General features: G+C 67.9%; 6 protein-coding genes and 2 pseudogenes. 7 read left to right on the top strand and 1 reads right to left on the bottom strand.

The window, feature by feature from the left end; translation table 11 throughout:
• Positions 1-198 precede the first annotated feature (198 nt).
• Positions 199-729, bottom strand: a pseudogene (locus tag HYV93_08495) (xanthine dehydrogenase family protein molybdopterin-binding subunit).
• A gap of 275 nt (positions 730-1,004) precedes the next feature.
• Between HYV93_08495 and HYV93_08490 the strand changes: the two are divergent.
• The 7 genes and pseudogenes from HYV93_08490 to HYV93_08460 all read left to right on the top strand — a co-directional run bounded on the left by HYV93_08490 (position 1,005) and on the right by HYV93_08460 (position 12,159).
• Positions 1,005-1,949: a tyrosine-type recombinase/integrase gene (locus HYV93_08490; GenBank protein MBI2526004.1), complete on the top strand. Its 945-nt coding sequence runs from the start codon at positions 1,005-1,007 to the stop codon at positions 1,947-1,949.
• A gap of 315 nt (positions 1,950-2,264) precedes the next feature.
• A pseudogene (locus tag HYV93_08485) lies at positions 2,265-2,623 on the top strand (nucleotidyltransferase domain-containing protein).
• Positions 2,624-2,959: 336 nt separating this feature from the next.
• Complete coding sequence (locus HYV93_08480; GenBank protein ID MBI2526003.1) at positions 2,960-3,859, top strand: plasmid pRiA4b ORF-3 family protein; 900 nt, start codon at positions 2,960-2,962, stop codon at positions 3,857-3,859.
• A gap of 129 nt (positions 3,860-3,988) precedes the next feature.
• A complete protein-coding gene (locus HYV93_08475) occupies positions 3,989-4,342 on the top strand; it encodes a hypothetical protein (GenBank protein MBI2526002.1) in 354 nt (117 codons plus the stop codon).
• 298 nt (positions 4,343-4,640) lie between these two features.
• Complete coding sequence (locus tag HYV93_08470) at positions 4,641-7,397, top strand: site-specific DNA-methyltransferase (protein MBI2526001.1); 2,757 nt, start codon at positions 4,641-4,643, stop codon at positions 7,395-7,397.
• A complete protein-coding gene (locus HYV93_08465; protein MBI2526000.1) occupies positions 7,394-9,046 on the top strand; it encodes an AAA family ATPase in 1,653 nt (550 codons plus the stop codon). The genes HYV93_08470 and HYV93_08465 overlap by 4 nt, the downstream gene beginning before the upstream one ends.
• Positions 9,043-12,159, top strand: a complete 3,117-nt coding sequence (locus HYV93_08460) for a DEAD/DEAH box helicase family protein (protein MBI2525999.1) — start codon at positions 9,043-9,045, stop codon at positions 12,157-12,159. The genes HYV93_08465 and HYV93_08460 overlap by 4 nt, the downstream gene beginning before the upstream one ends.
• Positions 12,160-12,173: the final 14 nt, after the last annotated feature.

The following is a 12,173-nucleotide window of genomic DNA, read 5'->3' as shown; positions in this document are numbered from 1 at the left end:
CGTCGTACACCGCCGCTCGATGATCACCAGCGGCAGGACACGTCCCGTCTCCAGGGCACTCCTTGAAGAAGATGCGCGATGAAGCGCTGACGCTACTTCCCCTACCGACTACATCTACTTTTCCCCCACCGGCCGTGACATAGTTCTCGGGGAATTTGACGAACTCGCCGCTGTCCGGCCCATGTCCTTGCTCGCTCCTCAGAGCAGCTTGTCCGGCGTGATCGGCAGGTCGCGGATGCGCCTGCCCGTCGCGTGGAAGACGGCGTTCACGATCGCCGGCGGGACGCCGACCATCGCGATCTCGCCGATGCCTTTCACGCCAAGCGGGTTCACGTGAGGGTCGTGCTCCTCCACGAAGATCACGTCCATGGCGCGCGGTGTGTCGGCGTAGAGCGGCACGGCATATTCGCAGAGGTTGGCGTTCGGCACTCGGCCGTTGTTCGAGTCGACGACCGAATGCTCCATGAGCGCCATGCCGATGCCCCCGATCATGCCGCCTACGCACCGGCTGCGCGCCATCTTCGGATCCACGATGCGGCCCGCGCCGTACGCGCCGACGATACGGCGCACGCGCGTCTCGCCGAGATCCGGATCGACTGCGACTTCCACGAACACGGCGCCGAAGGCATGCATCGAGAATCGCTGACCCGCATCGCCCGGCGTCACGTCGGCCGTGGCCTCGATCGGCTCGCCGAGGCGGCGCATGGCGTCGGCGAGATCGTTCGCACCAGCGGCTGTCACGGCCGGTGGGGGAAGGGGGTATCTACTTCCGGCAAGTTCCTTGCCCCAAGACGAATCAGGCACTCACCATGCCATCTCGCCGGATTCCTCACAGCCACCGATCAGTCCCAGGCCTTTGGGCCCAGCTGGAGCTCCCTGCTCCGAACCCCGAGGCCCTCGCTCGGCCAGCCCCGACCAAGACAGCTCTTGACGGCTGGCTGGTCCCACCCGAGACTGGCCCCCGGCGAAAACGTGGCCGTGGCTCGGGCCGGAGGACCGGGAGCATGGCCCAACCGCTCATCGACTTGGTGGAGCAGTTCTGCTTTTTCCAACGCAAACAGCGCGGCAAGGCGGAAGGAGGCGTGAAGACCTACCGATGGAATCCCGCTCAGTACCTCGCGTTCGTCGCTGGTCGCCGTGGCCGGCCGGCATGCGTCGGCGATCTCGACGCGGCCACCATTCAGGCGTCGATGGATAGCATGGCGGCCGCGGACCTGGCCCTTGGCACCATACGCGTGCGTCAGTCCACGCTCTCGAGCTTGTGCGCATTCCTGGTGAAGCGCGGTCACCTCGATGCCAATCCGGTGGCCCGCCTCGACCGGCCGCCGCATCGCCGCGAGGCGCCGCGCCAGGTCCCGGGCGCGGCGATCATGGACGCGCTCGTCAAGGCTGCCCAGCAGCGCCAGCGTCCGCGCGACCTGGCGATCTTCCTGATCCTTCGCTACTCGGGCATGCGGCGGGAGTCGGTGGCCACGCTCAAAGTCTGCAACTTGGATCCGCAGTGGGGCCTCCGCAACGTGCTCGTGAAGGGTGGTAAGACCCGCGACATCCCGCTCCCCAGCGTCGTGATGCAGTACCTCGACCGTTACGTCTCGGAGTACCTACCGACCGAAAGTGACGACATCACCCCCGACGCGCCGCTCTTCTGGTCGACCTTCGGCCAGCGGCGCCAGGGCACCGTGCGCCGCCCGATGGAAGGCAAGAACATTTGGCGACTTTGCAAGACCTACGGACGCCTCATCGGCTACCCGATGTTGAAGCCCCACGACCTCCGCCACGGCGTGGCGATGGAGGTCTACGAGCAGCACGGCGATCTCGAGCAGGTGCGCGGCCTGCTGGGGCACACGCGCATCGAGACCACGCAGCTCTACGCGCAGATCCGGCCGGCCGCGCTCAAGCTGGCCGTGGAGTTCTACGAGGCGAAGGCGCTCGACGTCTTGAGCCGATAGCGAGGATAAGACCGAGGACAGCGGCTCCGTGTTTGAATCCCGTCGGCGACGCGACTCGAACATGCAGCCATAAAACATCAACGAAATCCGACTGGTGGCCCCAACGGGATTCGAACCCGTGTTTCAGCCTTGAGAGTGAGGCCGGGCCATTCCGATGCGGAGCGAGCGAGAGTGACATTGAGCAACTCTGACGCGCGCTTATCCGCCAATGGCAAAGTTGGCAGAGCGATTGCTGTAGGCACCGAATGACACCGGCAAGTGGCACTATTTCGGCACCGGATCCGTGCGGGCCAAGGCTGCTAGAATGAGCCCGCGATGACGACCGATCGCGCGCAGCCCGGAAGCCAGTTCACCGTACCGGTCGAGGACCCGACGCCCGTCGAGATCACGCGCCGCCTCGTCGAGACCTACCGACCCGAACGCATCTATCTCTTCGGCTCGCGCGCGCGAGGCACAGCCGGGCCGGAGAACGATCACGATCTGCTCGTGGTCGTTCCAGGCGACGTCCCCCTGCCCTGCAGCGAAGCGCGCGGGCCTATGAGGCTCTCTGGGGGCTCCCGGCGGCCGGCGACGTCCTCGTCTGGACCCACGCGGCGTTCACCGGGCGGCTGCATCTGCGCGCGTCGCTACCGTCCACGGTCGGCCGCGAGGGGAGACTGCTCTATTCCCGTTGACGTGACCAGTCGGGGGTCGGACTGGCCCACGCATCTCATCAGCAACTCCAGTATGGGCAGAGTGCGATGGCAAGACGTGAATCGTTGATCGAGGGCCGGTGGAGAATCGTGGAGACGGAGCTGTGGGATCAGGAGGCACTCGACCTCGTCGTGCCAGCGTACATCAGCTTCGACGGCAACGGCCTGGGGGAGATGCAACTGATCGCGATCGGCGCATCGATCGACTACCGGGTCGAGCAGCGCGAGGGCGCGTCCGTCGTGGAGCTCTCGTGGTCCGGCTTCGACGAGATGGATGCAGCCGGTGGCCGGGCCTGGGCGCGCATCGATGGCGACACGATGCGCGGGAAGCTCTTCATCCACCAGGGAGATGAGTCGACCTTCGTGGCAAGACGGGAGCGCGGGGTTCGGCCTGTGTCAACGTCGAAGGCGCCGCGGCCACCGGGCGGGGCTGCGCCACGGCCGGAACGTGGTCGACCGCGGCAGCGCGGAGTCCGCGACAGCGGCCGGGGGACAGGCCAAGGGGCCCGGCGAGGCGCCGGAGCATTGGGCCCGGCGACCAGCGGCCGGGAAGAGCGCGTGCAAGCCGGGAGTGAGGTCTACCAGTTCAGGATCGTTCTCCTCGAAGTCGCGCCGCCGATCTGGAGGACCATCCAGGTGCCGGGGAGCTACAGCTTCTGGGGCCTGCATGTCGCCATCCAGGATTCGATGGGCTGGCTCGATTACCACCTGCACCTCTTTCGTGTGAGCAGGCCGGGCACCTCCGACATCGTGCAGATCGGCATCCCGGACGAGGACGCCTTCGAGGGCGACGAGCCCATCCTTCCGGGATGGGATCTCCCCATCGCCCGCTACTTCTCCCGCCCGGGTGCCGCGGCAAAGTACGAGTACGACTTCGGAGACGGCTGGGAGCACGAGGTCACTCTCGAGGCGATCCTGCCGCGCCAGAAAGGCGTCCGCTATCCGCGCTGCCTCGCCGGCGAGCGGGCGTGCCCGCCCGAGGACTGCGGGGGCGTCGGTGGGTACGAGGATCTCATGGCGGTGATGCGCGACCCCACGCACGAGGAGTACGAGCGCACCCTGCAGTGGCTCGGCGGCCGGTTCGATCCGGAGCGGTTCAATCCGAAGACGGTGAAGTTCGACCATCCAGGCAAGCGCTGGAACCTGGCATTCGGGAAGACCGTGCAGAGCCGACGCCGTGGCGCTCGTCGCACTTCCAGGAGGACTGGCCCGAAGTAGCCGGCCATGCCCGGAGTGAGGGCACAGATGGCTTCCAGGACACGCCAGCCCGCGACGCAGCCAAGGGCAGCCGCCGCCAGGCCCAGATCCCAGCCACGATCTCGGCCCGAACGTACGCTCAGGTCCGTCGTGGGCGCGCAGACGTACTCGGTGTGGCTGGAGATGTTGGGCTCGCTTGTTCCGGATGGGCGGACGCACCGCCTCTCGATCCTCGTGGCCGGCATGCTTCGGCATGCAGTGGACGTCGCGGTGGCAAGGTTTGGCGAGGACGCGCCGGAATGCTCAGCGGCTGCTTCACTCATCGGGGCAGCGGAGGAAGCCGATCCGGAGCAGGCGGCGGATCAGATTGGCGATCTAATCGCCGGCCTTTTTCGCGACGCGAAGGTGGCCGGGAGGCGCGTGAATGCACGAGGCGACGAGTACAGCATCCTCGACAGCTCGATCCAGGAATTCACCTCGTGGTACGCGATGCCCTGGGAGTAAACACTGGGGCTGGCTGAGCGCTGCCCCTGCTGGCCGGTCCCAGTCCGGCACCTCGCTGCAACCCATGGAGGGCCGGGCCCATAGGGGACCAGGGCCCCGCCCCCGGATCCTCCTGGAGAGATCGCGGGCTGGGGCCAGTCTCGATCCCGCCCCGGAGATCCATGACCCCGCCTGTCACACCTGCTGGTAGACTCGGGCCGGAGCCAGCCGCCGGGCTGGCGAGGAGGGCCGGGTGAGGAACAGGCGTCGCGGAGCCAAGCCGGGGAGCCGCAGGGGTAGCGCCGGGAAAGGGCGTTCCATGGCGGTGAGGCGCGCGCGGCGCGACGGGGCCGGCGGGGAAAACCCCGGCCGGGTCGCGGAGAACTACCGCCACTACGAGGCCACCAGCCCCATGCGTCCCGAGATCGGGACGCAGCCCCAGTTCAGGAAGAAGAAACCGCCGGCGACCTACCGCTACGACTCCTCGCTCGCCCCCGCGCTGAACTGGGACGGACAGAACCCTGCCCGGGAGGTCGGCGAGTGGCTCCTGCGGCTCATCCAGGAAGCCGCTGCCCTCCCGCCGCCCCATGCCTTCGACCGGCCGCGCGAGCTCAAGGCGGCCGACGGCACCGTGCTCCTCTCCGTCGGCTCGCTTCACGAGGCCGTCGAGCACCTCCGCCGCCTGGGCAAGCCCTTCCTCGACTGGGCGGGCAAGGCCGAGCGCCTGTCCTTCGACGTGCCCACGCTGCCGCTCTTCATCCACGAGCGTCTATCGACCAAGGCCATCGTCGAGACGCTCACCAGCCACCGCCGGGACAAGCAGCAGACCCTGTTCGAGCTCTTCGGCGACCCACAGCACCCTATCACGGACCAGACCCTCCGCGCCTACGAGTACCCAGACAAGTGGGTGAACCGGCTCGTCCTCGGCGACTCGCTGGTCGTCATGAACTCCCTCCTCCACTACGAGGGGCTCGGCGGCCAGGTCCAGATGATCTACATGGACCCGCCCTATGGCGTGAAGTTCGGCTCCAACTTCCAGCCCTTCGTCCGCCGCCGCGACGTGAGCCACAACGACGACGCCGACATGACGCGCGAGCCCGAGATGGTCAAGGCCTACCGGGACACCTGGGAGCTGGGCCTGCACTCGTACCTGACCTACATGCGGGACCGCCTGCTCCTCTGCCGCGAGCTGCTGGCCCCCACGGGCAGCATCTTCGTCCAGATCAGCGACGAGAACCTGCACCACGTGCGGGAGCTGATGGACGAGGTGTTCGGGGCAGACAACTTCCTCAGCACGATCTTCTTCCGGAAGAAGACGATGCCGCTTGGATCTATTTTTCTCGAGTCGATGGGGGATTTCCTGCTCTGGTACGGCCGAGATGTCAGCCGGCTGCCCTCTCGTTATCGACAGCTCTACAAGGAACAATCCGTTGAAGGGGATTTCCATTGGAAGTGGTATGAGCTTTCAGACGGAAGCCGCCATCCCATGACGAAAGAGCAGATGAACTCCCATGCCTTTCTGCCCAACGGCGCGCGAATCTTCCGCCTTGTGTCGATGTGGCCTCCGACTTTCAGCCGGTCTGGCGTCTTTCCTGTCCTCTGGAGAGGAAAGGAATGGTGGCCACCTCCCGGCCAGTGCTACCCGTCAAGCCCTGAGGCAATGCGGACCCTTGTCGACGCCAATAGGATCGAGGCTGAGGGCAATTACCTCCGCTACGTGCTTTACTTGGACGACTATCGCCTTCGGAAGCTGACAAGCACCTGGGAGGACACTGCAGGCGCGCGTGATCAGGTCTACGTCGTCCAGACGAGCGAAGAAGTTGTTCGGCGCTGCGTCCTGATGGCAACTGATCCCGGTGACCTCGTGCTTGATCCTACCTGTGGCAGCGGCACGACGGCTTACGTCGCCGAACAGTGGGGCAGGCGGTGGATCACGGTCGACACGAGCCGGGTGCCGCTGACCCTCGCCCGTCAGCGGCTGCTCACGGCGACCTTCCCCTACTACCAGCTGAAGGACCACGCGCGGGGGCCCGTGGGCGGATTCGTCTACGCCCGCAAGCAGAACCGGAAGGGCGAGGAGGTTGGCGGCGTCGTCCCGCACGTGACCCTAAAGAGCATCGCCAACAACGAGCCGCCCGACGAGGAGGTGCTCGTCGACCGGCCGGAGGTGGACGGCGGCATTGTTCGGGTGACGGGGCCGTTCACCGTCGAGGCGACCATCCCGACCCCTGTGGACTGGGAGGGGGACGGGGTGCCGGACTCTGGAGCGGCCGACGCGGAGGCGCACGGCTCGTTCGTCGACCGAATGCTGGAGGTGCTCCGCAAGTCGCCCGTGCTCCACGTGGGTGGCGGCAAGACGGTAACCCTCCGGAACGTCCGCCCCCCGGCCAAGACGTTGTCGCTGTCAGCGGAGGCGGTGGTCGCCAACGGCGACGAGCGGCCCGTGGCCCTGATCTTCGGGCCCGAGAATGGTGGCCTCACCCAGCTTGCTGTACACGAGGCGCTGAAGGAAGCTAGCTTCAAGGGCTATATGCACCTCTACGCTATCGGCTTTGCCATCCAGCCGGACGCGCGCCTGCTCATCGAACGATCAGCCGAGATGGGGCTGCCGCCGGCCAGCTACGTGCAGGCCACGCCCGATCTCGTGATGGGCGACCTCCTCAAGAACATGCGGTCGAGCCAGATCTTCAGCGTGTGCGGCCTGCCCGACGTGGAGCTTCGGCGGCTACGGGACAAGCGGTACGAGGTCAAGCTGACAAAGCTCAATCTCTTCGATCCGGCGACGATGAGCGCCAAGCACATGGACGCGGCCGACGTGCCCGCCTGGTTCCTCGACACCGACTACAACGGCCTCTGCTTCCACGTCTGCCAGGCCTTCTTCCCACGCACCGGGGCCTGGGATGACCTCCGGCGCGCGCTCCGCGGCGAGTACGACGACGCGGTGTGGGAGCATCTTGCCGGCACTGTGAGCGCGCCCTTCGAGGCGGGCGAGCACGGGCAGGTGGCGGTCAAGGTCATCGACGACCGGGGCAACGAGCTGCTCGTCGTGAAGCGCCTGACGGACGCCGGGGCGTGATCCACCGCGTCGGTCTGCGCCGCTTCAAGCGGTTCGGCGACGTCGAGTTCGTCCTGCCCGGGCACGTGGTGCTGGCCGGCCCGAACAACACGGGGAAGACTACCGTGCTCCAGGCCATCGCGGCCTGGTCGCTGGCCCTCGAGCGATGGAAGCAGCTCAACGACTACCAGCGCCACGGGGGCTATTACACCAGGGCCCCCATCGCGCGCCAGGCCTTCTCCGCGGTTCCCCTGCGCTCCTTCGACCTCCTGTGGAGGGAGCGGGACTACCGGGGAAGTCTCGAGATCGAGATCCAGAGCGCCCTCGACGGCTGGACGGTCGCCATGGAGCTGATTGCCGACAGCACCGAGCAGATCTACGTCCGGCCGCTCCCCGCCGCGAGCCCCGAGGTCGTGAGGGCCGCCCACCTGACGACGGTCTTCGTCCCCGCCATGAGCGGCCTCGGCACCGAGGAACCGCTCTACCAGCGCCCGAAGGTCGATCAGCTCCTCGGGCAGGCCAAGCCCGGGGACGTGCTCCGGAACTTGCTCGTGGAGGCCGCCGCCTCGGAGCGCGCCTGGACGGGTCTGCAAGCCTCGATCCGCCGGCTGTTCGGCTTCGAGCTAACGCCCCCCGACGCCGCGGGGCCGCACATCCTGGCGGAGTACCGAGAGCGGCCGGGCGGCCCCGCGCTCGATATCGCCAGCGCGGGGAGCGGGTTCCAGCAGGTGCTGATGCTCCTGGCCTTTCTCCAGACGCGCCCCGGCGCCGTCCTGTTGCTGGACGAGCCGGACGCTCATCTCCACGTGATCCTGCAGGATGCCATCTGCGGCGAGCTCCGCGCCGTCGCCGCCCAGGCGCGTTCGCAGCTGATCATCGCCACGCATTCGGAGGTCATCATCAACGGGGCGGAGCCCCGGGAGCTCTGCGTCCTCTTCGACGGGCCGCGCATGCTGGCGACGACGGAAGAGCAGGCGCGGGTGATCCTCTCGCTGAAGGTCCTGTCGCAGACGGACATGATGCTGGCCCTGACCGCGCCGGGCGTGCTCTATCTCGAGAACTACACCGACCGCGATATCCTGCGCGAGTGGGCGCGGGTTCTCGGGCATCCCGCCTACGACCTCTTCGGCTCTCGGACGTTCTTCTGGAGGCCCACGGTCGCGGAGACACGCACGGGCTCCCCGGGCATCCGCGCCCCGCAGCACTACGAGGCACTGCGGCTGGTCCGCGAGAACCTCCCCGCCATTGAGCTCGTGGATGGAGACGCCCGCCCCGAGATCCAGCCGACCGAGATCACCGGGCGCGGATTCCAGCGCCTCCGATGGCGACGCTACGAGATCGAGAGCTACCTCGTGCATCCCGAGGCGCTTGTTCGCTTCGTCGAGCACACTGTCGGCCCGGCAGCCGCCGCCCCCCACGTCGCGGACCTGCGGCGATACCTCCGGGAGAACTTCCCGCCCGCAGTCCTCCGTGATCCGTTGGGCGACCATGCATTCCTGAACGCCACGAAGGCGCGCTCCGAGCTACTGCCCCCCGCCCTGGCGGCGGCTGGCCTACCCGGGCTGCCCTACACGAGGTATCACGAGATCGCCGCGTTCATGCGGCCGGAGGAGATCCACCCGGAGGTGACCGAGAAGCTCGACGGCATCATGAGGGCGTTCGGGCTGTGAGCGAATTCGAGGTCCCAGAACCCATCCTCAGCGGCCCGTACGACGAGCCCGGCGAGCACTGGCGCATCGTGGAGGGCGAGCCTCCGCGCCTGGAGCCCGGGCGACGACCCGCCATGTACTACTACCGGCCGCCCGGCCCCGTCAGCGAAGGCGAGGCCGACGGACTCGGCACTCTCATCGAGCTGAAGCTGGTCAGCCGCGTCCGCCAGCGGCTCAAGGAGTGGCAGGCGGCGGGCCGGCCCGGCGTCACGCGCACCACGGGCGAGCTGCTGGAGTACTGGACGCGCGAGGGCCGCCAGCACCGGCTCTTCTTCGCCCAGCGCGAGGCCGCGGAGACCATCATCTTCCTCACCGAGGCGCGGGCCGACTTCCGCCAGGGCATCGACATCCCTCTCGACGAGCCGAGCGAGGAGCGGCGGGCGGCCGGCCACACCGCATTCCGTCGGTTCGCCTGCAAGATGGCCACCGGCAGCGGAAAGACCACCGTCATGGCCATGCTCGCGGCCTGGAGCATCCTCAACAAGGTCAATAACCGGAGCGACGCCCGCTTCTCCGACGTGGTCCTGGTCATCTGCCCGAACGTCACGATCCGCAGCCGCCTCGGCGAGCTGGACCCCCAGGGAGGCGACGCCAGCCTCTACCGGACCCGGGACCTGGTGCCGCCCCACTTGATGGCCGACCTCACCCAGGGGCGGGTGCTCATGACCAACTGGCACGTCTTCGAGCCTCAGGCCATGACCCCGGGAGGGGTGAGCGCCAAGGTGGCGCGGGCCGGCGTCGCGGTCCGGACGCAAGAGACGATCACAATCGGGCCGAAGACCACCACAGCCCGCAATCGCCGCTACCTCACGCCCGAGGAGCTGGACCGCCAGCTCGCGGCCGGCCTCCTGGCGGTCCTCGAGGAGAACCGCGACCGCCAGGGCAACCTCAGAAGGGTCCGGGTGGAGGCGGTCCGCTACGTGGAGAGCGACACGGCTCTCGTCAATCGCGTGATCGGCCGGGAGGTTGGCGGGAAGCAGAACATCCTCGTCTTCAACGACGAGGCGCACCACGCCTACCGCATCCGCCGCGAGGAGCCGAATGGCGAGACTGACGGTCTCTTCGGCGAGGCCGAGGACGAGGACGAGTTCTACCGCGAGGCGACGGTCTGGGTCGACGGCCTGGACCGCATCCACAAGCTGCGCGGCATCAACTTCTGCGTGGACCTGTCGGCCACGCCGTACTACCTCGGCCGCATGGGCCCGGACACCAACCGCATCTTCCCCTGGGTGGTGAGCGACTTCGGCCTCACCGACGCCATCGAGTCCGGGCTGGTGAAGATCCCGCAGCTCGCCGTGCGGGACACGACGGGCGCCGAGATCCCCGGCTACTTCAACATCTGGCGCTGGATCATGCCGCGGCTCACGGCGGGCGAGCGCGGCGGCTCCCGCGGCAACCCCAAGCCGGAGGCCGTGGTGAAGTGGGCGGCCACGCCCGTCGCCATGCTGGCCGGGCTATGGGAGGAGCTGCGCGCCGAATGGGCGTGGCGACAGGACGATCCACGGCCGCCCGTCTTCATCCTCGTGTGCCGCAACACGGCCATCGCGAAGGTCGTGTACGAGTGGCTGGCCCTCGACCGGCCGCCGGCCGGTATCCCCCCGGCGAACATCGCCGGCTTCCGCAACGCGCCGGGGCGCGAGAACACGATCCGGGTGGACTCGAAGGTGGTGCACGAGACCGATAGCGATCAGGCCAAGAGCGACGAGTCCGCCTGGATGCGTCTGACTCTCGACACGGTCGGCAAGGTTGCCTGGCCGGTCGACCGGCAGGGCCGGGCGATCCACCCCGCGGGCTTCGAGGAGCTGGCCCGCAAGCTCGGAAGGCCGTTACACCCCCCAGGCCGCGATGTCCGCTGCATCGTGAGCGTGGGCATGCTCACCGAGGGCTGGGATTGCAGCACCGTCACACACATCGTCGGGCTGCGCCCGTTCATGTCCCAGCTCCTGTGCGAGCAGGTGGTGGGCCGCGGGCTCCGGCGCTCCAGCTACGAGGTGGGCGAGAACGGCCGCCTCGAGGAGGAGGTCGCGAAGGTCTTCGGCGTGCCGTTCCAGGTCATCCCGTTCAAGGAGAACAAGGGCGCCGCCCGGCCGCCGGTGCCCAAGCGTCATCACGTACACGCCGTTCCAGCCCGGTCCGCTCTGGAGATCCGCTTTCCTCGCGTGGAGGGGTATCGACAGGCCATCCGCAATCGCGTGGCACTCGACTGGGCCGCCGTGCCGTCCGTCACGCTCGACCCCACGAGGATCCCGCCCGAGGTGGAGGTGAAGGCGGCGCTGCCCAACAACAGGGGGCGTCCCTCCCTCACCGGACCCGGCAAGCTCGAGCGCGTGGACCTGAACCCGTATCGGGCCGGCTACCGGATGCAGCAGATCGTCTTTGACATGGCGGCCGATCTCACGCGCGATTACGTGGGCCACCCGGGGTGCGAGGCGCCCGCCCACGTGCTGTTTCCCCAGCTCGCGCGGATCGTCGAGCGGTTCCTCGCCGAACGCGTCCACCCGCTTCCGCCGGCGAACCTGCTCGACGTGGCCCTGTCGCCGTACTACGGATGGGTGATCGAGGCCCTCGTGGGCGCCATCAAGCCGGACACGTCAGGTGGCGAGGCGCCCGAGCTCCCACGCTACGAGAGCCGGAGGGGCCAGGGTTCGACCGCGGAAGTGGACTTCTGGACGAGCCGCGACGTGCGCGAGGTGACGAGAAGCCATGTCAACTACGTGGTGGCGGACACGGCAAAGTGGGAGCAGTCGGCCGCGTACATCCTCGACACCCATCCGCTGGTTGAGGCCTTCGCGAAGAACGCCGGCCTCGGGTTCGCCATGCCCTACCTGCACAACGGGCAGACTCACGACTACGTCCCGGACTTCGTCGTCCGCCTGCGGACGGATCCGCCCAGGCACCTCGTGCTCGAGATCAAGGGCTACGACCCCCTCGAAGAGGTCAAGGTGGCCGCCGCGAGACGCTGGGTGGCTGCGGTGAATGCCGATGGCAGCTACGGCCCGTGGGCCTACGCGATCACCAAGCGGGTTGCCGACGTCCCGGCGGCCCTGGAGCAGGGTGCCCGGCAGTCACCTTGAGAAGCCGAACCGGC

The sequence above is a fragment of the Candidatus Rokuibacteriota bacterium genome (genome assembly GCA_016188005.1).
In the GTDB taxonomy this organism is placed as follows: domain Bacteria; phylum Methylomirabilota; class Methylomirabilia; order Rokubacteriales; family CSP1-6; genus UBA12499.
Note: the sequence above shows the minus strand (reverse complement) of the source record. Positions and strands in the feature narration are given on the sequence as shown.

Excerpts from the sequence above, each read along its gene's own strand:
- HYV93_08470 (MBI2526001.1), top strand. The coding sequence starts at position 4,641 with ATGGCGGTGAGGCGCGCGCGGCGCGACGGGGCCGGCGGGGAAAACCCC.
- HYV93_08490 (MBI2526004.1), top strand. The coding sequence starts at position 1,005 with ATGGCCCAACCGCTCATCGACTTGGTGGAGCAGTTCTGCTTTTTCCAA.
- HYV93_08480 (MBI2526003.1), top strand. The coding sequence starts at position 2,960 with ATGCGCGGGAAGCTCTTCATCCACCAGGGAGATGAGTCGACCTTCGTG.